This window comes from Variovorax sp. V118, from assembly GCF_041154445.1.
GTDB classification, from domain to species: Bacteria; Pseudomonadota; Gammaproteobacteria; order Burkholderiales; family Burkholderiaceae_C; genus Variovorax; species Variovorax boronicumulans.
The window spans coordinates 6,564,185-6,587,380 of record NZ_AP028663.1 but is presented as its reverse complement, the minus strand read 5'-3'; the positions used below and the strand labels follow the sequence as shown (position 1 = coordinate 6,587,380).

Genomic DNA, 23,196 nt, shown 5'->3' with positions numbered 1-23,196 from the left:
CTCGTTTTCTTGACTTACACCAGGACTCTCGACCATGTCGATCGACAAGCTTTCTCATCCTGTCTCCACGGCTTCGGCCGCACGGCGGCATTTCCTGCGTCTGAGCGGCCTGGCGCTGGCCGGCGGTGCCGGCGCGCTGCCACTGATCGGTTGCGGCAAGGGCGACACTCCGCCGGCAGCACCCGCCAAGGCGGTTGGCAACGCGGCCGCTGTGGCCGAGACCTCAGCGGCCGCACTTTCGCAGATCACGATCGCCATCATCGGTGACGGCCGCACGGGCGTATTCGCGTCGCTGCGCGCTGGGGACGGCGGCAGCAAGCTCGAGAACGACATTGCCGCCAAGGTGGTCTGGCAGCCCGGCTTCACCGCCTCGCTGCCGGTCATGGAGGGCATCAAGGCTGGCGGCGTCGACTTCAGCTTCGCGACCGCCACCGCGATCGTCAACGCAGTCGCGGCGGGCGTACCGATCGTGCCGTTGGCGGCATATCCGCTACCGGCAACCGAGGTCGACGTGCTGGTGGCGAAGGATTCGCCGATCCGGTCCGCGGCCGATCTGAAGGGCAAGAAGATCGCCCACCAGAACGGCACCACCGGCACTTACAGCCTGATCAAGTACCTGGAGAGCGCTGGACTGCGGCTAAGCGATGTGCAGGCGGTCAGCCTGAGCGGTGCCGATGCCTACACGGCCTTTACCCAGGGCAGCGTGGACGCGTGGATCCACTGGCAGCCCGCCAGTGCTTTGGCCCTGGCCAAGCTCGGCGACAAGGCGCGCACGTTGCCGGAGGTGAAGACCTATGACTATGCCTTCTACGTCGCACGCGCCGACTTCGCCGACAAGAACCCGCAGGCGGCGGCCAAGCTCGTGCGGCTGATCCGGGAGGCACAGCAGTATGCCGTCTCGCATCCGGACGAGACCGTCGCGTCCTGGGCCAAGCTCGGAGGCTTCGAAGCCGGCAGCGTCGAGCAGAAGGTGTATCGGCAATTGATCGTTGACGCCCGTTTGTCCGACTCGGGGGCAGTCGCGCTCAAGCCGATCGACAGCGCCGCCGCCGATTCGACGCAGGATCTGGCCGACAACTTCCAGTCGCTGGGCGTCCTGCCGAACAAGGTCGACGTGCGCAGCTTCCTGCTCGACGCCCGTTTCGACGCCATCAAGAAACTCGTTGCCGCCGAACTCGGCGCCTGAACCATGACCCACGCCAAAGACAAGAAGATCCACCTCGCGGCCTTTGTCACTGCGGGCCCGGGCCGCCCCGGCGGCTGGCGCTATCCGGCATCGGAGAGCGGCTGGCTCGATGCCGACTACTACCAGGGCATCGCGCGCACGCTCGAGAAGGGGCTGTTCGACCTGGCCTTCTTCGCCGACATCCTCGCGGTGCCCGACCGCTACCAGGGCAGCAACGATACGCAGCTGCGCTACGGCGCACTCGGCTCGCTGCGGCTCGATCCGGTGGTGGTGCTGTCGATCATGGCGGCTGCGACCCGGCACCTCGGACTGGCGTCGACGCGCTCGACCAGCCACTACGAGCCCTTCGAGGTGGCGCGCTCCTTCGCGACGCTGGACCATCTGAGCGCGGGCCGCGCCGCCTGGAACGTCGTCACGTCGTTCCAGGACGCAGAAGCCCGCAACTTCTCGAAGAAAGAGCAAGTGCCGCGCAACAAGCGATACGACCGGGCCGACGAGTTTCTCGAGGTGGTCTTCAAGCTCTGGGACAGCTGGCAGGACGACGCGCTGGTGCAGGACCGCCAGACACCGCTGTTTGCCGATCCGTCGAAGGTCCACTACGTCGACCACGAGGGCGAGTGGTTCAGCGTCAAGGGGCCGCTGAACGTCTCCCGACCCCCGCAGGGCTACCCGGTGATCCTGCAGGCCGGCGCGTCAGACCGCGGCCGGGACTTCGCGGCGCAATGGGCCGACGCCATCTTCGTGAGCCACGATTCGCTGGACAGCGCCAAGGCCTTCTACAAGGAGATCAAGGACCGCGTGCGATCACATGGCCGTGACCCCGACTCGCTTAAGGTGCTTCCCGCTGCGACGCCGCTGGTCGGGGAGACGCAAGCCATCGCCGATGAGAAAGACCGCGCGCTGCGTGCGCTGGTCGATCCTCATGCCGGCTTGTCCACGCTGTCCTATCACCTGGACGTGGACCTCTCGAAATACCCGCTCGACTCGGCGTTGCCCGACATCGACGTGCCGGGAGTGCAGGGCCACTACCAGGAAGTGCGCGAAGCCACCGAACGCGACAAGCTGACCCTGCGTGATTTGGGCAAGCGCTATGGCAGCCGCTACGAAGGCGACCTGATCGGTACGCCCGACAAGGTGGCGGACGGCATGGAGCGCTGGTTTCGGGAAGGTGCCTGCGATGGCTTCATGATCAGCGCGCCCTACCAGCCGGGCGGGTTCGAAGACTTTGTGCGGCTGGTGGTGCCTGAACTGCAGCGGCGTGGGCTCTACCGCACGGCGTACGAAGGCGCGACCCTGCGCGAGAACCTGGGCCTGGAGCGGCCGGCTGCCGGCGCATGGAAGGAGCGTGCTGCATCGGGAGCCGCTGCGTCCGCAAGGAGGACTGCATGAGCACGAGCGCCGATCAACCGCTCGAAGCCCCGGTGGCGCCTGGCGAGATCGTGACCGTGCGCGCTCGTGCCGTCGACATTTTCGGCCGCTTCCTGGTGAGCGCGCGCCAGCACCACTTCGTATCGGACACGAAGGCTACGGCTGGCGGGCCCGGGGACGCAGTGCAGGCGGGCGAACTGCTCTTGGCTTCGCTCGCCTCGTGCGGTCTGGGGTTGGTGCAGAAGGCGGCGCGCGAGCGCGATGTGCTGCTGAAGGACGCCGAAGTCGGTGTTTCCTTCGAGCGCGACCCGGAAGATGGCACGCGCTACGCGGCTATTCGGCTGAACTTCTTGTTTGAAGGGGTCGATCTGGCCACCGCGCAATCGCTAGTAGATGCGTTCACTGGCGCCTGTCCTATCTACAACACCTTGAGAAGGGGTGGTCCGATCGAGGCCACTGTCGCAATTCGCTGAGCAGCTGCAGCGAATGAAGGGGCAAGATCGTGAGAAACAGGAGTCGAGCGGCTGCTTCGCCCAGCGTCCCCGACTCGCGGTTTGTCGTCCACTCCGACCACAGTGTTCACTATCGCTGGCTAGGGCGGACCTTGCGAATCGAAGGTGCGAAGCTCATTCGCTCGATGTCTCGCAAGGGTCGCTCACCTGACAACGCGGTGTGCAAAGGATTCTTCGACCGGCTGAAAACGAAGTCGTTGTACTCTCGGGTCTCGAAGATCGCGACCATTGAGCAGTTCGTTGAGGTAACTGATTCCTACACCCGCTGGTACAACGAGAAGCGGATCAAAATCCCCCTTGGTTCTCTCAGCCCTATCGACTACCGAAAAAGTCTCGGACTTGCTACACAAAACCAGTCCAATTTTTTGTTCGCATCCCCTGATGTAGGCATCCAGAACCTGCGTGAACTATTCGATGGTCGTCGCCCGCCAGTCACGAACGTAGAACGGCTCGGTCTTGAGCCGGCCGAAGAAACCCTCATAGGCTGCATTGTCTGGCGAGTAGCCCTTGCGTGACATCCAACGTACCAGCTTGGCCTGGGCGATGCGTGACAGCCATCCTGGCCAACGGTAGTAGGCGCCGCGGTCGGAATGAAAAACAGATCGTGCGCCTGTGTTGCCCACTGAAGCAATTGCCGCGTCCAGCATCGTGTTGACGAGCTCTGCATCTGGTCATGTGCCGATTGGCCAGTTCACCACCGTCCCGTCGAAGCAATCGACTATGGGCGAGAGGTAGACCTTGCCCGCGGGCAGTTGGAACTCCGAGATGTCGGTGAGCCACTTCTGGTTCGGCGCCGTGGCGCCGAAGTCGCGGTTCAGCAGTTTCTCGCAGGGCTGATCTCGCCCAGGTAGGAGCCGTAATGACGTCGTTTTGGTACTGCAGCCAAAAGGCTCTCTTGCTTGATCAGGCGTCGAACCACCCGCTCCGAGACGCACAAGCACTGCCTGACCAATGAGGCCTGGATCCGGCGGTAGCCGTAGCAGCAGTGGTTGCGCTCAAAGATATCGGTGATCGTACGACGCACCTCGGCGTACTTCTCTCCTGCCTTAAGCCGAGCACGATGGTAGAAGTACGAGCGGTGATCAAGGCTCACTGAGACAAGCTGCTCGGCCACCGGCGCCATGCTGCACGTCATACAGGCCGTCTTCGTCCGATTGCCACGCGTCCGTGCGGGTGTTGGCAATCGGCTCGCCGCTGATGCCGCGCACCGGCATGGAGTGCCGTGCGCACCGTTGGAGATGTCTACGCCAAGTTCGTAGTGAGGCGTGGTCGTCGATGGCTACGGAAAGTAACTCCCCGCCTGCATCATTGATCGAGTCGTATCAGTTGCCTGTAGATCCGGTCTGGCCTTGACTACAGAACAGGGCAAGACCAAGACGAGTTTGACGTCGGCCCACTCCTGCATATCAAGCGTTAACGTATGCCTCCAGTCGCCTTTGCGCATGCGTAGTTGGCGTCAATCAGTTCTTTCATCACGTGAATGAAGTCGTTGACCACGTTGGATCGCGGTTGGTGCGAAGGAAAGACCATGCAAAGTTCGAACGGTACAGTGGGTACTAAGGGGCGAAACACGATTGCGGCGTCCCGAAATCTCGCGGCGGTGAAGGGATCCACTACTGTGATGCCGAGTCCACCAGTGACCATGCCACAGGCCACATGTGCGAGGGTGGTTTCGACGGAGCGATTGCACGTGACTGCGGCCGTTTCCATTGCCAGTTCCAGCCGCATACGGAACGGACTGTTTCGGCTCAATGAGATAAATGATTCACCTTGCAGGTCGGAAATTTTCACCATCTTCTTTCGTGCAAGGCGATGGCCACGTGGGAGGGCGCAAACGCTCGCAACGCTAGGCAATGCAAGGATTTCCACGCCTGGGTAATCAGTGCCAACCATTTGGACAAATCCAATGTCGATCTGATGCGCTGCAGTGAGTTCGAGGATGCCAAGCGAATTCCGGACATCTAGCGATATTGCCAGCCCAGGTCGCGCCAGTGCGAACCGTCGCACTCCTTCGCTCAGCAAGCTCAGGCCTAAGGTGTGCATCGAGGCGATACGCAACGTTCCGATGCGTGCTGATTTCAAATCAGCAGCGACACGTTCGACCTGCTCAAGTCCGCGATAGTAGCGATCTACCTCGCGAAACAGTTGCTGCGCTTCAGCGCCAGCAATGATTTTGTTGCCTTCGCGTCGGAACAACCGGAGATCAAGCGTTTTCTCCAAGTCCTTGATTAGCCTGCTTACAGCAGGTTGGCTGATCTTGAGAAGTTCGGCGGCCGTGGTCATGCTGCCGGAGAGCATGACCTTCCGAAAAGCTTCTAGCTGTCGGGGATTCAGTTGCATCAAGTTGCCTTCTGTTGGCGCTGCACATGCCGTACGTCGTCAGCATAACATTTCCTTATGTGCGTCCAACTCCATATGGCGTTGTGCTGGGCAGATATCGCCATCATCATTTTGTGGCCAAACCGAAGACAGCGATGACGACGGCCACACGTTTGACTTCGGGCAGCTAAACGCACTAAGCCCCTTGCATTGACCATCACAATGACATCCCATCTCGTCTCGGAAACTCTGCTCGTTGAGGCGCGACTGAGCGCGCCGCCAGCCGCCCGGCTCATTAAGTATCACGATCTGCCCGGACTGGACCGCGAGAAGCGGCAGTTTCATGAGTTCATCGCTGTCGACATGGCGCATACCGTCATGCTCGTCGAGGAGCACATCATTTCGGTAGATACCGGGCGTGCCATCCTGCAGCAATTGCAAGTGATGCGGCACCTCAAACCTTCAGATTTCCCGATCGACGTGCGCAGAGGCAGTTTCCTTCTGCAGGTTGAGTCGTACATGTTCGCAGCTATTGGCGAGGATCTAGGAGGGCAGATGCACACCGGCCGAAGCCGAATCGACCAAGGTGCCACGGTCCGACGCCTGTACAAGCGAAACCGCATGCTGGATGTGATGGACCACCTGAATAACCTACGCGAAGTCATTGACCAGCAGGCACGCCGCCACGCGCGAACCATCATGCCCGGCTACACCCACATGCAGCACGCGCAGCCTTGGGTATTTGGTCATTACCTCCTTAGTTTTAGTTCGCGCCTGCACGACAGTTTCCAGCGCCTGACCGAAGCGTGGGGGCGTGTCAACCGCAATCCGCTTGGCACGGTAGGGCTGGCCGGCACTTCGTGGCCGCTAAACCGCCTGCGCACGATGGAGTTGCTCGGCTTCGACGGGCTTGTAGAGAACTCCAAGCTGGGGCGAGAGGCATATTACGCTGCGGAGGCGATAGCCGCGTTGGCTTTTGTGATGGCCGACCTGAACGATTTGGCCACGGACCTGCACGTGTGGTCCAGCACCGAGTTCGGTCTGGTCGAAAGTGACGACAGCTACTGCGGAACCAGTAGCATTTTCCCGCAGAAGAAGAACCCCGCAGGGCTGGAGACCATCAAGAAGGCTGCCGGCTCGGCGGTGACCTGGCTGGCCACTTCCTTGGCTACTTTCCGCGCTGAAGGCACCGGCGACCAAGCCATGCGCGATTTGCCGCTGATTGACGAGGCGCTTTCCACCACCGAGGGCATGCTGGACTTGTTTACCGGCATATTGGAGACGCTAGTCGTGCACGAAGACCGTATGGCGGCGTTGTTACGTGGCAGTTGGTGCACGGCAAGCAACTTGGCCGACGTGATCGTGCGAGAACGCGGGCTCTCGTTCCGCCAAGTCCACCACATTGTGGCGCGCTTGGTGCGCAACTGCCTAGCGCAGCAGGTTGGTCCTGGCGATCTCAGTGGTGCGATGCTCGACCAGGCGGCGCTGGAAACCACTGGCCTGGAATTGGGCTTTGATGATCAGGCCGTGCGAGATGCACTGGACCCCCGACGCTTTGTCGAGACGCGCGTAACTGACGGCAGCGTGGCGCCACAACAGGTGGAACGTCTGCTGGTCCATGCCCAGGCAGAGCTCGAAGCCGACCGCGGGTGGATGGAAAGGACACGTGTTCGCCTCGCACGCGCGCAGAACCAACTGAACCGAGCCGTCGATCAGGTTACCGCTGCCGCTGAAGTCGCATGACGAACGAATTTGCTGCATGGGTGCACGAGCTGGACATGGCATTCGATCCTGTAGGGGCGCAGCCGATGCGCCACTGCTGGCCCCCAGTCTTCAGATCGGCCGTTGGTTCGACACACCTCTTCCACGCATAGCGGAGATCATTTCGTGCTCGCTTTCAGAACCATCATCGCCTTCCTCGCCGCCGGTCTTCTGGCGAACGGCGCCGTGCATGCACAGCAGCAGGTCAAGCCGGGGGTCGTCATCTTCGCCACCGGGGGGACTATCGCCGGCACAGCCAAGAGCAGCATCGATACAACGACATACCGGTCCTCGACGCTCGAGGTCCAAAGCCTGATCGATGCTGTGCCCGAGATCCGGGAAGTCGCGACCGTAACGGGTGAGCAGATCTCCAATGTCGGCAGTCCCGACGTTGACCAGTCGATCCTGCTGCGGCTTGCTCGAGAAATCAATCGATCCCTGGCCGATCCAGGTGTTCATGGCGTTGTGGTGACACATGGGACCGACACATTGGAAGAGACGGCATTCTTCCTGGATCTGACCACCGCAGGTACAAAACCGGTCGTGATTGTCGGGGCGATGCGACCCACTACGGCCATCAGCGCGGATGGTCCGATGAATCTGCTCCAGGCGATCACGCTGGCCGCCAGCAGAGATGCAGACAACAGAGGCGCCATGATCGTTCTGAACGACAGGATCGGCTCAGCTTTCTACACCACGAAGACGAACACAACATCTCTGGATGCTTTTCGAGCGACGGAGCAAGGCTATCTAGGCATGTTCATTGGTGTGAAGCCCCGCTTCTACTACTCGCCTGCAATTCCACGCGGAAAATTGACCTTCAACGTGAACGGCGTGAATTCGTTTCCCAAGGTCCCCATCATCTACTCGTACGAGGATCAGGATGCAGATCAGATCGACGCGGCCCTTCGCGCAGGCGCCAAGGGAATCGTGATTGCTGGAAGCGGGAATGGGGCCACTCCTTTGAGCGTCAGGAAGCGACTGATTGAACTGACGAGTCAGGGATTTCCCATCGTGCTATCGACCCGTACTGGCGGCGGCTTCTCCACGAGGAGTGTTGAGGGGATTGCCTCGGGAATCTTCAACCCGCAAAAGTCTCGCATTCTGCTCATGCTGGCCCTAGCCCAGGGCGCAGACGTCCCAACCATTCGAAATTATTTTCACGAGTAATTAAAAACGCAAGGAGATACATGATGAAGCGTCTACGAAATCTATTTGCAATGATTCTCCTCGCGCTTGCCGCCACTGTAGTTTGTGCGCAAGATTATCCCAGCAAGCCGATTCGCCTGATCGTTCCGTTTCCACCGGGTGGCACCACCGACCTTCTGGGACGGATGCTTGCTGCGCATCTTTCCGAGGCGTTGGGACAGCGTGTGATCGTCGACAACCGGGCGGGTGCCGGCGGCACCATAGGGTCCGACATCGTCGCGAAGTCCGCTGCGGACGGATATACGCTGATGCTTGCTGGTATCAGCACACAATCAATTAATGGTGCGCTCTACAAGCACCTGCCCTACGATCCCGAAAAAGATTTCACGCCGATTGGACTTCTTGCGAGTGTTCCGAACATCCTGGTTGTCAACCCTCAGGTGCCGGTCCGGTCCGTGTCAGAGCTGATCGCCTATGCCGGGAGGGATCCCGGCCGAGTGAATATGGGATCGGCTGGCAACGGTACCACGAATCATCTTTCCGGCGAATTGTTCAAGGCGATGACTCATGCCCCGATTGTTCATATCCCATATAAGGGAAGTGGACCGGCTATGGCCGATCTTTTGGCAAACCAAGTTCAGCTAATGTTCGACAATTTGCCAGGCTCGCTGCCACATGTTAAAGCGGGCAAGCTGCGCGCGCTGGCCGTGACCAGCGCTGCGAGATCCCCTCTGCTGCCGGAAGTCCCTACCATGGCCGAAGCGGGAGTGCGTGGCTATGTTGTAGACGTATGGTTCGGCGTGGTTGCGCCCAAGGGGCTGCCTGGCAATGTGCTGACTCGGCTCTCAGGAGAGATCGCCGGATTTGCGCGTAATAAGGAAATTCAGCGCAAGTTGGCTGAACAAGGAGCTACGCCATTACTCTCGACTCCAACCGAGTTCGCCGATCGAATCCGTTCTGACGCTGAAAAGTGGGCCAAGATCGTGCGCGATGCTGGCGCCAGGGTCGATTGAATAGCCGCAAACTAGCCTGCCATCTGTTGCCAAGCGCCAAACGCCGCCGAGTCAACTTGGCCTGGGCCTGAACCCGTCGACGAAGAAGGCGCGCAAGCGCGAGTTCCTCGATGAGATCGACCGGGTGGTTCCATGGAGCGCAGTGGTGCAAATCGTTGAGCCACACAGCCCGCGAGCCAAAGGCGATGCTGCGCATTCAATACTTGCTGCAATGGTTCGGGCTGAGCGGCCCGGCCATGGAAGAAGCGCTGCACGACGGCCCCGCTGTACCGGGAGTTCGCTGGTCTGGGTGACGGCGCTAGTCGCCTGCCCGAAGAGACCACCATCTTGCTGTTTCGTCATCTGCTGGAAGCCCATGACCTGGCCGTCGGCATGCTGCGCGTGGTCAACGACATCCTGCAGGCCAAGGGCCTGATGCGCGCACGGGCACGGTCGTGGACGCTACACCGATCTTGGCGTCCAGTTCGACCAAGAACGCCGATGGCTGGTGCTATCTGGAAATGCGTCAGGGGTGCTACGCGATGAAGACGCGCATCGGCGTAGATGCCGCATTGGGCCTGCCGCACGCGGTGGCGGGCACAGCGGCGAACGTCAGCGACATCAACGTCGCCGGCGCGCTCTTGCACGGTAAGGACACACGGCCTTCGGTGACTTGGACTACCGGGGTGTGCACAAGCGAGCGGAGGCCGTGGGGCCGACCTAGGACGTGGCGATGCGTCCGGGCAAACGCAGGAGGCTGAATCTATTCATCGACCCGGGTTCGATGCCGAGCTAGTGGAGAAGCTGAAGACCAGCATCCGGGCCAAGGTCGAGCATCCGTTCCGAATGATTAAGCAGCAGTTCGGGTTCGCGAAGGTTTGCTATCGAGGCTTGGCGAAGAACTCGGCACAGCTCGTCACGCTGTTTTCGCTGTCGGACCAATGGATGGCGCGCAGGCGGTTGATACAGCCCGGGGGGCGTCTGCGGCGCGTGAATTGGGCTCGCCAAGCTCACGCAACGAGGCTTGGCGTAGCAGATCGATGCTTGGGGCTGCGCGATCTGATCGCCTGAACGGCTCGCCATCACCTTGTTCACCCACCCTCCAGATCGCGTTCTGCAGACTATCCTTGGCCTTGAAATCAGAGAACTCAGATGCATCCGAGTCATGATGGCCCGTGGCGCGCGATGACGGAAGATGTAGATCCTTCCTGTCTCCAGCCGAACGCAGTAGCCGTGAGGAGTTTTCTTGTCCGGAACATCTTGTGAGGTAGCCTACGTTTCGCAGCATGCGCCCGCCACTTCGCACCAGACCAGCGGGTCATAAACATGAATCCAGGTCTTGCCGTACTTGAGCAGCGGACCCAAATCTCCGCGCTCGCTTAAGGCGCGAACGAAGCTCTTTGCAAAACCACGTGCGACTTGCTTCGCGCCAGTGCCTGTATCGCTCGCTTCGTACAGGCCGCAGACCGTACCGGGCACGCCCTCCGCAGATTGGAGTCACAACGCGCCTTTTTTGGTTGATCGATCGCATTGGCTGCGCTTGTGACGATCGCGTTGTTGTGGCTCGCCGCGCCACGCATATTGCCAGGTTGGTGTTTTCCCGTAGTCGCGCTGTTGCCTCTTGTCGGAAGGGCGGACGGACATTTAGACTGGAGATCGGTAAGCTGAATGCAGTTCAGTATGCTGAACATTCGAGGGCGAGTGGCGTACTGGCGCCCATGCTCCATGGAATAGCGCCGCCAAGTCATGCACCCTGTATCCCAAATATGCAGCCACCGTTCGGACAGACCTGTCATTGCTTCGCATGAGCCTGTGCGTCGCTTTGGTGTTGGGGTTGCTCGATCGGGAGGCTTGTCGTTGCGAGCCACGGCTGCGAATCTGCAATCCAAGAATTGGAAGACAACATGAGTGAGGAACTCATCCTCGAAACACGCCAGCTCACCAAGGAATTCAAGGGATTCACCGCGGTCAGCAAGGTCGACCTCTCGGTGAAGCGCGGTTCGATCCACGCGCTCATCGGCCCCAACGGCGCTGGCAAGACGACCTGCTTCAACCTGCTCACCAAATTCCTCGAACCCACGGCCGGCACGATCCTGTTCAACGGCCACGACATCACGGGCGAACGCCCGGCGCAGATCGCGCGGCGCGGCGTGATCCGCTCGTTCCAGATCTCCGCCGTGTTCCCGCACCTCACGCTGCTCGAGAACGTGCGCCTGGGCCTGCAGCGCAAGCTCGGCACCTCGTACCACTTCTGGAAGAGCGAGAAGTCGCTCAAGCCGCTCGATGCGCGCGCCCGCGAACTGCTCGCCGAGGTGGGCCTCGAAGACCTGGCCGACGAACAGACCGTGAACCTGCCCTACGGCCGCAAGCGCGCGCTCGAGATCGCCACCACGCTGGCCATGGAGCCCGAGCTGATGCTGCTGGACGAACCCACGCAGGGCATGGGCCACGAAGACGTGCACCGCGTGGCCGAACTCATCAAGCGCGTGTCGGCCGGACGCACCATCCTGATGGTCGAACACAACATGAGCGTGGTCTCGACCATCGCCGACACCATCACGGTGCTGCAGCGCGGCGCCGTGCTGGCCGAAGGCCCGTACGCCGAAGTCTCGAAGAACCCGCAGGTGATGGAGGCCTACATGGGCACCACCGACGGCGAAATGCAGGGGGCTCACTGATGACCGCTGCACTCGAAATCAAGGGCCTGCAAGCCTGGTACGGCGAATCGCACGTGCTGCACGGCGTCGACATGGTCGTGCAGCCGGGCGAGGTCGTCACGCTGCTGGGCCGCAATGGCGCGGGCCGCACGACGACGATGCGCGCCGTGATGGGACTCACCGGCGCCCGTAAGGGCAGCATCAAGGTCAACGGCGTCGAGACCGTCTCGATGGCGACGCACCGCATCGCGCACCTGGGCATCGGCTATTGCCCCGAAGAACGCGGCATCTTCGCCAGCCTCTCGTGCGAAGAAAACCTGATGCTGCCGCCCGAGCTCAAGGGCGCGGGGCAGGGCATGTCGGTCGACGAGATCTACGCCATGTTCCCCAACCTGGCCGAGCGCCGCCACAGCCAGGGCACGCGCCTGTCGGGCGGCGAGCAGCAGATGCTGGCCGTGGCGCGCATCCTGCGCACCGGCGCCAAGCTGCTGCTGCTCGACGAAATCTCCGAAGGCCTGGCGCCCGTGATCGTGCAGGCACTGGCCCGCATGATCACCACGCTGCGCGCCAAGGGCTACACCATCGTCATGGTCGAGCAGAACTTCCGCTTCGCCGCGCCGCTGGCCGACCGTTTCTACGTGATGGAGCACGGCCGCATCGCCCTGAAGTTCGGCGCCGCCGAGCTCGAAGCCAAGATGCCCGTGCTGACCGAACTGCTCGGCGTCTGAAATCCAATACTCACCAACACCTCTGAGGAGACACATCGTCATGAAAACGAAATCCAGTCTTATCGCCGCCGCAGTCGCTACGCTTGTGCTGGGCATTGGCGCAGCGCAGGCGCAGGAAAAAGTGAAGATCGGCTTCATCACCGACCTGTCGAGCCTGTACGCCGACCTTGAAGGCAAGGGTGGCGCCACCGCCATCCAAATGGCCATCGACGATTTCGGCGGCAAGGTGCTGGGCCAACCCATCGAGCTCGTAGTGGCTGATCACCAGAACAAGGCCGACATCGCCGCATCGAAGGCGCGCGAATGGATTGACACTGCTGGCGTGACCATGGTCTTCGGTGGTACCAACTCCGGTACCGCGTTGGCCACTGCGAAGGTCGCGCAGGAGAAAAAACGTGTGTACTTCAACAACGGAGCCGGCAGCTCCGCACTCACCAATGAACAGTGCTCGCCCTATACCGTGCACTATGCCTACGACACTGTGGCGCTGGCTAAGGGCACTGGCTCGGCGGTCGTGGAGCGGGGGGGCAAGAGCTGGTTCTTCTTGACGGCAGACTACGCCTTCGGCCACGCCCTTGAGGCGGACACCACCAAGGTGGTCAATGACAAGGGCGGCACGGTGGTGGGGCGTGTTAAGCATCCCCTCAATGCATCGGACTTCTCGTCGTTCCTGCTGCAAGCGCAGAACTCGAAAGCGCAAATCCTGGGTCTGGCCAATGCGGGCGGGGATACGGTCAACGCAATCAAGGCCGCCAAGGAGTTTGGTATCAACAAGTCTATGAAGACCGCCGGCCTGCTGGTCTTTCTGAGTGACATTCACAGCTTGGGGTTGAAGAACACCGAAGGCCTTTTGCATACCACCAGCTGGTACTGGGATCTGAATGACGGCTCGCGCAAGTTCGCCAACCGATTCTTGGAGAAGACCAAGCGCATGCCCACCGACATTCAGGCTGCGGACTATTCAGCCACCATGACCTACTTGAAGGCGGTCGAAGCGGTCAAGACCACTGATGCCGACAAGGTGATGGCGCAACTCAAGAGCATGAAGATTGATGACTTCTACGGCAAGGGTCAGATTCGTGCGGACGGTAGCTTCATCCACGACATGTATCTCGTCGAAGCGAAATCACCCTCTGAATCGAAGAAGCCTTGGGACTACTTGAAGGTCCTAAAGACACTGCCGGGAGACCAGCTCTTCACGACCAAAGCAGAGAGCAAGTGCGCGCTCTGGAAATAACCCATCAAGGCTTTGCGCATTTCGTGTGTCGTGCGCATCTTTCCCTTTAAAGGGAAAGATGCGTGCGGTGACTCCACGTAACGCAAGAGCTGTTGGTTTTCTGAAACGCTTATGAACATTTCCCTTCCCGCCTTGTTGAGCCAGCTCCTTCTGGGGCTGGTCAACGGCTCGTTCTACGCCATCCTGAGCCTCGGGCTGGCGGTGATCTTCGGTTTGCTCAACGTCATCAACTTCGCGCACGGCGCGCTGTTCATGCTCGGGGCCGTCCTCACGTGGATGGCCATGGAGTACCTGGGCGTCAACTACTGGGTGATGCTGATCGCCGCGCCGATCCTCATCGGCCTGTTCGGCGTGGTCATCGAACGGCTGCTGCTGCGCTGGATCTACAAGCTCGATCACCTCTACGGCCTGCTGCTCACGCTGGGCCTCACGTTGCTGATCGAAGGCGTGTTCCGCTCGGTCTATGGCGTGTCGGGTCTGCCTTACGACGCACCCGATGCGTTGTCGAGCGCCACCGACCTGGGCTTCATGGTGCTGCCCAACTACCGCGCCTGGGTGGTCGTGGCCTCGCTGGTGATCTGCTTCGCGACCTGGTACGTGATCGAGAAGACCCGCCTGGGCGCCTACCTGCGCGCCGGCACCGAGAACCCGCGCCTGGTGGAAGCCTTCGGTGTCAACGTGCCGCTGATGATCACGCTGACCTACGCCTTCGGCTGCGCGCTCGCCGCCTTCGCCGGCGTGCTGGCGGCGCCGGTGATGCAGGTGTCGCCGTTGATGGGGCAGAACCTCATCATCGTGGTGTTCGCGGTGGTCGTGATCGGCGGCATGGGCTCCATCATGGGCGCCATCCTCACGGGCCTGGGCCTGGGCGTGATCGAGGGGCTCACCAAGGTTTTCTATCCAGAAGCATCGTCTACGGTTGTGTTCGTGATCATGGTCATCGTGCTGCTCATCCGCCCCGCCGGCCTGTTCGGCAAAGAGAAATAAGGCGAGCGGCATGAACATGAAAAAAATCTCCACCGTCGTCTACGCGCTGCTGCTGGTCGCCCTGGTGCTCGCGCCGTTCTTCGGCGCCTACCCGGTGTTCGTGATGAAGCTCATGTGCTTCGCGCTGTTCGCCGCGGCCTTCAACCTGCTGTTGGGCTACACCGGCCTGCTGTCCTTCGGCCACGCGGCCTTCCTGGGCGGCTCCGCGTACGTGGCGGGCCATGCGATCAAGGTCTGGGGCCTCACGCCCGAGCTGGGCCTGATCGCGGGCACGCTCACCGGCGCCTTGCTGGGCTGGCTGTTCGGCGTGCTGGCCATCCGCCGCCAGGGCATCTACTTCGCGATGATCACGCTGGCGCTCGCGCAGATGATGTTCTTCGTCGCGCTGCAGGCCAAGTTCACGGGCGGCGAAGACGGCCTGCAGGGCGTGCCGCGCGGCAAGCTCTTCGGCATCGTCGACCTGTCCAACGACCTCACCATGTACTACGTGGCGCTGGTGATCGTGGTCGCGGCCTTCCTGCTGATCGTGCGCACCATCCACTCGCCGTTTGGGCAGGTGCTCAAGGGCATCAAGGAAAACGAGCCGCGCGCGCTCTCGCTGGGCTACGACGTGAGCCGTTTCAAGCTGCTGGCCTTCGTGATCTCGGCCGCGCTGTCGGGCCTGGCCGGCTCGCTCAAGACGCTGGTGCTGGGCTTCGCCACGCTGTCCGACGTGCACTGGACCGCCTCGGGCCAGGTCATCCTGATGACACTGGTGGGGGGCCTGGGCACGCTGTCGGGTCCCATCGTGGGTTCGGCGGTGGTCGTGCTGCTTGAGAACAAGATCGGCGAACTCGGCAACTTCCTGGCGCGCATCATGACCGTCGACTGGTTCAATACGCTGGGCGAGTCGGTCACCATGGTCACGGGCCTGATCTTCGTGATCTGCGTGCTGGCCTTCCGTAAGGGCATCATGGGAAAGATCATCGACTTTGTGAATCGTGTATGGGACGCGCCAACAAGACGATAGAGGATCGGTTCGTCTCGGAACATCATCTGATGTGATATCGAGTACCTCACCTTGGAAAAGGCTCTTCTCGCTTCTGAAGGCGTGGCCCTGGGGGATCAACTCTCAGGGCTAGGTAATAGAAAACGCTCTTGTCTAGGTTGGCGCTGAAGGCGTGGAAGTCAATGGCCTGCGCAACGTTTGAAATTGCTCGGTCGAAACAACCGGGCGAAGCGGTGCGCAAGATCTGCTCCTGAGCCCTGGTCCACGCGTCGCGGTCGCGCAGCGCGAAAGTAGATGAGAACGCTCGATCCACTAGAGATCGTGTGATCAACGTTTCAGTGGTGTCTGAACGCCGTGTGCTTATGCATCAGGTGCGAGGTTGTTCGATCCCGCAGTCTGAAGCAGAGCACATAGTTCAAGGGAATCGGAGCCCAGATCGGCCTGAGGGCGGAAGAGAAGTGTTGTGCCCGAGAGGAGTTATTTCGCTGGCGAGGGGCGTCGCGAGGGATGCTGGCTGGCTTGATCTACGTCAGCGCTTTGTGCGGTGGTACTGATCGCATGTGTGATTCGAAAACGCTTGGAGGGAGAGGATGTCTGCACGCGCAGCTGATAGAGGACACGTGCTCAGCCTTTCCCTCAGCGCGATGCTTCTCCTCGACCAGTCTTCGGTCGAATTACTCCTCGCTTAAATTTGAAAAGCTCCATATATGCTTAAAGGTAAAGTTGCACTCGTCACCGGATCCACGGGGGGCATCGGTCTGGGAATTGCAAAGGCATTGGCCGAAAAGGGGGCAAACATCCTGCTCAACGGGTTTGGCGATACAGCGCAAATTCAGAAGCTGAAGGAAGAAATTTCCGGGCGCTGGGGCGTGCGTGTGGCGTACAACGGCGCAGACATCTCCATTCCGGCGCAGGTAGCCGAAATGGTGTCCCAGTGCATCTCCGAATTGGGCAGCGTAGATATCCTTGTCAATAACGCCGGGATTCAGCATACAGCTGCTGTTGAGGATTTTCCGGACGACGTGTGGGAGAAAGTGATCGCGACCAACTTGTCTTCGAACTTCTATGCCTGTAAGGCCGCATTGCCACACATGCGAAGCCGAAACTGGGGGCGAATCATCAACGTGGCATCAGTTCATGGGCTGGTCGGCTCGGCCTCAAAGTCGGCCTATGTCGCGGCGAAGCACGGTGTGGTTGGGCTGACCAAGGTGATCGCACTGGAGACCGCTCGCAGCGGAATAACATGCAATGCGGTCTGCCCCGGCTGGGTTCTGACACCACTGGTACAGAAGCAGATCGATGATAAGGCGGAGCATCAGGGCGTCTCGCGAGAAGAGGCTCGAGCGTCACTGCTCGCCGATAAGCAGCCCTCTTTGGAGTTTGCGACGCCTGAACAGGTTGGTGGGATTGCTGTGTTCCTAAGCTCTGCACCGGCAGATCAGATACGAGGTGCAGCATTCAGCGTCGACGGCGGGTGGACTGCCCAATGAGGGGGCTTCAATGAGAACAAAGATCGTTTCTGCCGCCGAGGCCATTGCGATCATGCGCGATGGAGACACACTTTGTTGCTCAGGATTCGGTTCCAACGGCGTTCCCGTCGAACTCATCACCGCACTTGAGAAGCGTTTTCTAGAGACTGGGGCGCCACGCGACCTCACTCTGCTTTTTGGCGGAGGGCCCGGCGATGGCGCGAGTGGAGGCGTGAACCATCTTGCGCACGAGGGACTCCTTAGATGCGTAATTGGAGGGCATTACGGCTTGGTCCCGGAGGTCGGCAAGCTGGTGATGGAAAACAAAGTCGATGGCTGGAACTTGCCGTTGGGGGTTATTTCGCATCTCTATCGAGACATGGCTTGTGGATTGCCGGGAAGCTTCTCGCGAGTTGGGCTGGGCACTTTTGTTGATCCGCGGTTAGAAGGTGCGAAAGTCAACACACGCACGCAAGGGGACTTGGTCAGGCTCATGGAAATTGAGGGGCAGGAGTTTCTTTTCTACAAGGCAATCCCCATCAACGTGGCGTTCATCCGCGCGACCACTGCAGATCCCGAGGGAAACTTGACGTGTGAACGAGAGAGTCTGACGCAAGATACTTTGGCCATCGCAACCGCGACAAGGAATGCAGGTGGTCTTGTGATCGCGCAAGTCGAACGCATCGCGGAGTATGGTTCTCTCAATCCGCGCAGTGTGCGGGTTCCTGGGATTCTGGTTGACTGTGTGGTCGTCGCGGATCCTGAGAATCATATGCAGACCTTTGGTTCCTTGTACAACGCGGCGTACTCATCCGAGGTGCGCGTGCCGATGGAAGCGTTGGGCGCGATGCCGTTTGACGAGCGCAAAATTATTGCCCGTCGCGCTGCGCTCGAACTGATGCCCAATGCGGTTGTCAATCTTGGGATAGGCATGCCCGAAGGCGTGGCTCTCGTGGCTGCGGAGGAGAAGATTCTTCGCTACATGACACTGACCGCGGAGTCGGGGTTGATCGGCGGCGTGCCTCAAGGGGGACTGAACTTCGGTGCTGCTGTAAATGCTGATGCAGTGATCGATATGAACCAGCAGTTCGACTTCTACGACGGTGGGGGATTGGACCTGGCGTGTCTTGGAATGGCTCAGTGCGACGCGGACGGAAACATCAATGTCAGCCGCTTTGGCTCCAAGCTGGCGGGAGCCGGAGGATTCATCAACATTACTCAGAACAGCCGCGTCGTCGTCTTTGTCGGGACTTTTACCGCCGGCGGGTTGGATATCGCAGTGGAAGATGGGAGGCTACTCATCCGAAAGGAAGGCAGAGCCCAGAAGTTCGTCCGGCAACTTGATCAGGTGACGTTCAGCGGGGCGTACGCGCTCAAGCGTGGCTTGCGCGTGCTCTATGTGACCGAACGTTGTGTGTTCAAGCTCGGTGAAGAAGGCATTGAGTTGATCGAGGTCGCGCCTGGCATTGATGTCGAGCGGGACATCATTGCGCAGATGGATTTTTCTCCCATTGTCATCAACCCCACGTTGATGGATGAGCGCATCTTTCACGATGAACCGATGCATTTGAAAGACGCATTGCTATCAATCAGCCTTGCTGACCGAATGAGCTATGTTTCAGAAAAGGAAACAGCTTTCTACAACTTTCAAGGGTTGAAGATTCAGACAAGGATGGATGTCGAGGCAGTCCGCGGCACCGCTGAGAAATTGCTCCAGCCGATTGGCAAGAAGGTCCAACTGATCGTCAACTATGACGATTTTCGAATCGATGAAGGCGTACTGGATGACTACGCAGAGATGGTGCGTGATCTGAGTGAGCGCTACTACACCACGGTGTCACGCTATACGACCAGTGCATTCATGAGGTTGAAGCTCGGTGAGGCACTTGAACGCCGAGGAGTCGCCGCGCATGTGTATGAAAGCCGAAGCGAAGCTGGGAGGTCCAAGCTGTAAGGATGCGTACGTTCTCTGTTCGCGCGCGTAGGCGGCTGCCAAGGAGTCGGTGGGGAGAGGAGCTAGTGATCTACTAGCCAATGCGGTTTAAGCTCGGTGTTTACCCGTGTTCGATGGCTCGAATCTTGCGATCCCTGTGCCTGTGTCGATAGACTAAATCCAGTTTGCTGAACGCAGTTCGATTCAATGAACTTTACAGCTCCCGAGACATTCTGCGTGGCACAGTTGCAATGGGTGTCGCGCTCTTCATCAGCAGCATGCCGCCCTCCCTCTCGTCCAACGAATCCACCGTGCCCCAAGCTGCGGCCGCACCATTGGTGCCGGCTGTCGCGCGTGCACTGACTCTGCTCAACCTGCTCGCACAGCGCCGAGAGCCGATGAGTCTGACGCAACTCACGAGCGAGCTCGCATTGCCGAAGAGCAGCGTGCATGGTCTGTGCAATACGTTGCTTGCATTCGGCTACTTGCGCCGTCAGCCTGGTGGTTTTTTCCTGGTTGGGCCACGCGTAATGGGGTTGGCTGGGGCTTTTCTCGCTGACACGGACGAGGCACAAGAGTTCAATGCACTGTGGGCGGACGGCAGTCCTCAGCCCGAGGAGACCATTGTGCTCTCCGTGCTTGATGAGAGCGATGCTCTTTACCTTGCTGCGCGCAAGGGGACGCGGCCGTTGGGTCTTGCCTTCAACATCGGCACTCGGTTGCCGGCCTATCTTTCGGGCAGCGGCAAGGCGATCCTCGCATTTCGCGATCCAGAGGAAGTGCGTCGACTCTATGCAGATGGTCTGGTGACGCACCTTACGAACAAAGCCCCGAGTGATATCGACGACTTGCTCAAAGAACTCGCCCAAACACGCAAGCGCGGATACAGCATTGACGATGAGACTGTACGCGAGGGCGTCTACTCGGTTGGTGCCCCAGTATTTGATGCTACTGGTCGTGTAGTGGCTGGCATCGCGGTGTGCGTCAACAAGGCCGGACTCGGTTCTGACCGCGGTCGGCGATACCATGAGGAGGCACTGAGTGTTGCACGTCGGCTGTCGCATCGACTCGGGGGCGAAGTGCCTATCGGCTTCGCGACTGAGACTCATGATTCGCGCGACGTTCATAGTCCGCGCAAGGCCTTGGCCGCAGCGCCGCTGAAAACCCGCAAACGAAATTGAGCGTCGGCAGCGTTTCCTCCGATGTTGGGGGTTGGATAAGTTGAGGGCTTCCCGAGACTTAGAAGTCTCAGAAGCCTCGTGTGCAAATTAGAGTGGATTGGTACGCCTGGACTGAGTGGGAAAGAGCGTCGATCTGTAGTTCGTCACTCCTTGTCCAGAAAAATGAATCTCCGAGCGATAGGTTTCTGTGTGAGATGAGCGCCTCTCTCTGAGAGATTGAGTGCCGAATTCAAAGCACTAACCGTAGCTCGCGTAGAAAAATGGGGACGTCTACGCAAGTTGCATCGGGAACTTTGCAAAGCAAAGGGATCGCTCGTCCTCCGTTTCGGCTCCGAGGATCTAGTCGGCAACGATCCGAATCCAAGGGTTGAGGGGTACTAGCAACTGCTAGCTTCCTAGCAACTGGTGGACGTCAGCTTCTGGACATGGCGACGGCTGCTCGATCACTTGCATCGGATGCCCGGGCGACTTTCTTCCTATCGATGTAGGTCAACGCTGTTTTCCATCAAGACATCAATTTTCAAAAAGAACGAGGAGACAAGTCGTGAAGATATGCGCATGTGGAGTGTCGCGTTGGTGTGTGGCATTAGCTATCTGGTTTCTGTCTGGAACGAGCACGGCTCTAGGTGGGTCGACCGCGCCTGATCTGGTGATCGGTCAAGTAGCCCCCTTGTCGGGTGTGCTCGCAAGCACAGGGCGGCAGATGGTCGTGGGCGGAAGGATCTACTTCGACTGGATCAATGATCGTGGTGGCGTGCATGGAGCCAAGTTACGCCAGGTTGTGATGGACGACGGCTACGAGGTCGAAAAATCTGTCCAGCAGACACGCAGCTTGTTGGCTCAGCCGGATGTGGTTGCCCTGTTTGGCTTTGCCGGAACAGCAAATGTGGCGCGGCTCTTGAGTGAGGGAGTTCTAGCTCAAGGTGGCGCGGCGCTGGTGGCTCCATATACAGGAGGGGAGCCGTTGCGGAGTCCATTCAATCCGTGGATTTTCCATGTGCGAGCGGGCTACGCTGATGAGGCCGAACACTTAGTGCAGCATCTCGTCACGCTGGGCGTGAAGCGCATCGGTGTGATGCATCAGGATGACGCCTTCGGGCACGCAGGGCGCATGGGCGTTGAGGCGGCCCTCACTAAGCGAAACCTCGAACTGGCGGTCTCAGCAAGCTATGCACGCAATACCGATGAAGTGAGTGCGGCGGTGAACGCCATTCGTCATTCTGATGCGCAAGCAGTCGTCATGATATCTATCAATAGGCCGACGGCTGCCTTTATCAAACGCTATCGGGAGGCAGGCGGGCGGGCGCAGCTTTACAACATCTCGGTGGTTGACCCGAATGAACTGGTGGCGCTTGCAGGACTCAAGAACGCGCAGGGGTTGGGCATCAGTCAAGTCGTTCCCTATCCCTACACTGCGAACCTCTCAGTGATTCGTGAATATCACGAGTTGCTGAAAAAATATGCGCCCGGTGAAGCTGTGAACTACACAAGCTTCGAGCAATTTCTCGGGGCAAAAGTGCTGGTGGAAGGATTGCGTCGAGCCGGGCCACGGCCTACACGATCGCGTGTTGTCGCTGCACTCGAATCCATGCAAGCCTATGATCTCGGAGGCATAGAAATCCACTATGCACAAGATCAAAGAGTGGGATCCCGCTATGTGGAGGTGACGCTGATTGGCAGCAGCGGGAAGCTACTCAAATAGAGTATTCGCAGGAAGAGCCTCTCGGCGAGGTGACTCTGGACTCTGATTCCTCTCGAACGCAGGGCTCGCCGCGGTCCGGCGGTCAATCTCGCAGCCCATTGGGGCTTCCTGAGTTCTTGAGTAACTCCAGCAGTGCGCGACTGATTGGGCTTGAGCTTCGGTCATAGGTGACCAATCGCATCGACGGTAGTTCTGGCCAGGCCTTATCGCCCTGGGGCAAGCAAATCAATCCGTTGTCGAGGGCGGACTCACATAGGACCGAAACGCCCAATCCCTGCCGGACACAGCCTTGAACACCCAATACACCACTCAACGACACGGCCTCCCGCCATGGATGGCCCCGGGTGTTAAGTGCAGACACAGCGGCTGTGCGAAAGGCGCAAGGGGCTGGTAGAAGGCATAGGTCGGTGAGGCCCGATGGCGCGGCCATGTGCTGGCTGCTAACCCAGACCAGCTTCTCTTCGGAAAAGCTCTGTGGGGAGCCGCGCCCTTCCTGTTCCATGACGAGTGCTATGTCCAGGTCTCCGGTATCGAACTCTTGAAGCAGAACGCCACTCATGGCGACTCGGACGCTAAGGTCAACTCCGGGCAGCAGCCGGCGGATACGACTCAGAAGCTCAGGCAATCGATGAGGTGCGAGGTACTCCACCACGCCGAGTCGCAACTGCCCTCGCAGTCGGTTGCGTCCCACCGAGCCGATCGCTTCGTCGTTCAGCCGTAGCAAGCCGTTGGCGTGGTGAAGAAACTGCTCTCCAGCAGCAGTAAGTTCTACGAGTCGACTGCTTCGCTGAAGAAGCTCGACGTCCAGCATCTGTTCGAGGCGCTGAATGCGCGTGCTGACTGCGGACTGAGACCTGCACAGGCGTTTGGCCGCCGCGGTGAAGCTGCGCGCGTCCGCGACGGTGACAAAGCACCGAATGAGGTCCATATCTAGATCCTGCAAGATCAATCCTTGATTCCGATGGAAGCGATTCGAATTATGCGTTTTTCGGATTGATCCCCGCTGCCTAGACTTCTCTTCATTGAT

The 23,196-nt window shown here is 59.7% G+C and carries 17 protein-coding genes and 4 pseudogenes; 17 read left to right on the top strand and 4 right to left on the bottom strand.

Going from position 1 to position 23,196, the window contains the following annotated elements; translation table 11 throughout:
* Positions 1-34: 34 nt before the first annotated feature.
* From ACAM52_RS30675 to ACAM52_RS30660, 4 genes and pseudogenes are all read left to right on the top strand, one after another.
* Positions 35-1,186, top strand: a complete 1,152-nt coding sequence (locus ACAM52_RS30675; protein ID WP_144004514.1) for an ABC transporter substrate-binding protein — start codon at positions 35-37, stop codon at positions 1,184-1,186.
* Positions 1,187-1,189: 3 nt separating this feature from the next.
* Positions 1,190-2,575, top strand: a complete 1,386-nt coding sequence (locus ACAM52_RS30670; RefSeq protein ID WP_139706873.1) for an LLM class flavin-dependent oxidoreductase — start codon at positions 1,190-1,192, stop codon at positions 2,573-2,575.
* The gene (locus tag ACAM52_RS30665) at positions 2,572-3,027 is read left to right on the top strand and encodes an OsmC family protein (RefSeq protein WP_369630394.1); all 456 of its coding nucleotides are present in this window, start codon (positions 2,572-2,574) and stop codon (positions 3,025-3,027) included. The genes ACAM52_RS30670 and ACAM52_RS30665 overlap by 4 nt, the downstream gene beginning before the upstream one ends.
* A gap of 71 nt (positions 3,028-3,098) precedes the next feature.
* Positions 3,099-3,410: pseudogene (locus tag ACAM52_RS30660) on the top strand (IS3 family transposase); the annotation flags it as partial.
* Between the two features lie 66 nt (positions 3,411-3,476).
* On the opposite strand, the pseudogene ACAM52_RS30655 reads toward ACAM52_RS30660, so the two are convergent.
* The 3 genes and pseudogenes from ACAM52_RS30655 to ACAM52_RS30645 all read right to left on the bottom strand — a co-directional run.
* A pseudogene (locus tag ACAM52_RS30655) lies at positions 3,477-4,141 on the bottom strand (IS3 family transposase); the annotation flags it as partial.
* A 49-nt stretch (positions 4,142-4,190) separates the two neighbouring features.
* Positions 4,191-4,315 (bottom strand): annotated as a pseudogene (locus ACAM52_RS30650) (hydroxyquinol 1,2-dioxygenase); the annotation flags it as partial.
* 164 nt (positions 4,316-4,479) lie between these two features.
* Positions 4,480-5,406, bottom strand: a complete 927-nt coding sequence (locus tag ACAM52_RS30645) for a LysR substrate-binding domain-containing protein (RefSeq protein ID WP_369630393.1) — start codon at positions 5,404-5,406, stop codon at positions 4,480-4,482.
* A gap of 189 nt (positions 5,407-5,595) precedes the next feature.
* Here ACAM52_RS30645 and argH point away from each other — a divergent pair, with 189 nt between their 5' ends.
* The 13 genes and pseudogenes from argH to ACAM52_RS30580 all read left to right on the top strand — a co-directional run bounded on the left by argH (position 5,596) and on the right by ACAM52_RS30580 (position 22,169).
* Positions 5,596-7,128, top strand: coding sequence for an argininosuccinate lyase (gene argH, locus ACAM52_RS30640; protein ID WP_260685116.1), 1,533 nt, complete (start codon positions 5,596-5,598; stop codon positions 7,126-7,128).
* A 144-nt stretch (positions 7,129-7,272) separates the two neighbouring features.
* The gene (locus ACAM52_RS30635) at positions 7,273-8,316 is read left to right on the top strand and encodes an asparaginase (protein WP_369630392.1); all 1,044 of its coding nucleotides are present in this window, start codon (positions 7,273-7,275) and stop codon (positions 8,314-8,316) included.
* Between the two features lie 23 nt (positions 8,317-8,339).
* Complete coding sequence (locus ACAM52_RS30630) at positions 8,340-9,308, top strand: Bug family tripartite tricarboxylate transporter substrate binding protein (RefSeq protein ID WP_369630391.1); 969 nt, start codon at positions 8,340-8,342, stop codon at positions 9,306-9,308.
* Positions 9,309-9,369: 61 nt separating this feature from the next.
* Positions 9,370-10,253, top strand: a pseudogene (locus tag ACAM52_RS30625) (IS5 family transposase); the annotation flags it as partial.
* A gap of 938 nt (positions 10,254-11,191) precedes the next feature.
* Positions 11,192-11,965, top strand: coding sequence for an ABC transporter ATP-binding protein (locus tag ACAM52_RS30620; RefSeq protein WP_369630390.1), 774 nt, complete (start codon positions 11,192-11,194; stop codon positions 11,963-11,965).
* A complete protein-coding gene (locus ACAM52_RS30615; protein WP_369630389.1) occupies positions 11,965-12,672 on the top strand; it encodes an ABC transporter ATP-binding protein in 708 nt (235 codons plus the stop codon). Before ACAM52_RS30620 ends, ACAM52_RS30615 begins: the two co-directional genes overlap by 1 nt.
* A 40-nt stretch (positions 12,673-12,712) precedes the next feature.
* A complete protein-coding gene (locus ACAM52_RS30610) occupies positions 12,713-13,909 on the top strand; it encodes an ABC transporter substrate-binding protein (protein ID WP_139701165.1) in 1,197 nt (398 codons plus the stop codon).
* A 111-nt stretch (positions 13,910-14,020) separates the two neighbouring features.
* Positions 14,021-14,896: a branched-chain amino acid ABC transporter permease gene (locus tag ACAM52_RS30605; protein ID WP_101489724.1), complete on the top strand. Its 876-nt coding sequence runs from the start codon at positions 14,021-14,023 to the stop codon at positions 14,894-14,896.
* A gap of 10 nt (positions 14,897-14,906) precedes the next feature.
* The gene (locus tag ACAM52_RS30600; protein ID WP_369645402.1) at positions 14,907-15,905 is read left to right on the top strand and encodes a branched-chain amino acid ABC transporter permease; all 999 of its coding nucleotides are present in this window, start codon (positions 14,907-14,909) and stop codon (positions 15,903-15,905) included.
* A gap of 686 nt (positions 15,906-16,591) precedes the next feature.
* Positions 16,592-17,374, top strand: coding sequence for a 3-hydroxybutyrate dehydrogenase (locus tag ACAM52_RS30595; RefSeq protein ID WP_369645401.1), 783 nt, complete (start codon positions 16,592-16,594; stop codon positions 17,372-17,374).
* 10 nt (positions 17,375-17,384) lie between these two features.
* On the top strand, positions 17,385-19,307 hold the full coding sequence (locus ACAM52_RS30590) for an acyl CoA:acetate/3-ketoacid CoA transferase (RefSeq protein WP_369630387.1): 1,923 nt from the start codon (positions 17,385-17,387) through the stop codon (positions 19,305-19,307).
* Positions 19,308-19,537: 230 nt separating this feature from the next.
* On the top strand, positions 19,538-20,467 hold the full coding sequence (locus tag ACAM52_RS30585) for an IclR family transcriptional regulator (protein WP_369645400.1): 930 nt from the start codon (positions 19,538-19,540) through the stop codon (positions 20,465-20,467).
* A 649-nt stretch (positions 20,468-21,116) separates the two neighbouring features.
* A complete protein-coding gene (locus ACAM52_RS30580) occupies positions 21,117-22,169 on the top strand; it encodes an ABC transporter substrate-binding protein (protein ID WP_313906290.1) in 1,053 nt (350 codons plus the stop codon).
* Positions 22,170-22,251: 82 nt separating this feature from the next.
* Here ACAM52_RS30580 and ACAM52_RS30575 read toward each other — a convergent pair whose 3' ends face one another.
* Positions 22,252-23,097, bottom strand: coding sequence for a LysR family transcriptional regulator (locus tag ACAM52_RS30575; RefSeq protein ID WP_369630385.1), 846 nt, complete (start codon positions 23,095-23,097; stop codon positions 22,252-22,254).
* Positions 23,098-23,196: the final 99 nt, after the last annotated feature.

Coding starts and splice junctions, on each gene's coding strand:
- ACAM52_RS30675 (WP_144004514.1), top strand. CDS start 35: ATGTCGATCGACAAGCTTTCTCATCCTGTCTCCACGGCTTCGGCCGCA.
- ACAM52_RS30670 (WP_139706873.1), top strand. CDS start 1,190: ATGACCCACGCCAAAGACAAGAAGATCCACCTCGCGGCCTTTGTCACT.
- ACAM52_RS30665 (WP_369630394.1), top strand. CDS start 2,572: ATGAGCACGAGCGCCGATCAACCGCTCGAAGCCCCGGTGGCGCCTGGC.
- ACAM52_RS30645 (WP_369630393.1), bottom strand. CDS start 5,406: ATGCAACTGAATCCCCGACAGCTAGAAGCTTTTCGGAAGGTCATGCTC.
- ACAM52_RS30630 (WP_369630391.1), top strand. CDS start 8,340: ATGAAGCGTCTACGAAATCTATTTGCAATGATTCTCCTCGCGCTTGCC.
- ACAM52_RS30620 (WP_369630390.1), top strand. CDS start 11,192: ATGAGTGAGGAACTCATCCTCGAAACACGCCAGCTCACCAAGGAATTC.
- ACAM52_RS30615 (WP_369630389.1), top strand. CDS start 11,965: ATGACCGCTGCACTCGAAATCAAGGGCCTGCAAGCCTGGTACGGCGAA.
- ACAM52_RS30610 (WP_139701165.1), top strand. CDS start 12,713: ATGAAAACGAAATCCAGTCTTATCGCCGCCGCAGTCGCTACGCTTGTG.
- ACAM52_RS30605 (WP_101489724.1), top strand. CDS start 14,021: ATGAACATTTCCCTTCCCGCCTTGTTGAGCCAGCTCCTTCTGGGGCTG.
- ACAM52_RS30600 (WP_369645402.1), top strand. CDS start 14,907: ATGAACATGAAAAAAATCTCCACCGTCGTCTACGCGCTGCTGCTGGTC.
- ACAM52_RS30595 (WP_369645401.1), top strand. CDS start 16,592: ATGCTTAAAGGTAAAGTTGCACTCGTCACCGGATCCACGGGGGGCATC.
- ACAM52_RS30590 (WP_369630387.1), top strand. CDS start 17,385: ATGAGAACAAAGATCGTTTCTGCCGCCGAGGCCATTGCGATCATGCGC.
- ACAM52_RS30585 (WP_369645400.1), top strand. CDS start 19,538: ATGGGTGTCGCGCTCTTCATCAGCAGCATGCCGCCCTCCCTCTCGTCC.
- ACAM52_RS30575 (WP_369630385.1), bottom strand. CDS start 23,097: ATGGACCTCATTCGGTGCTTTGTCACCGTCGCGGACGCGCGCAGCTTC.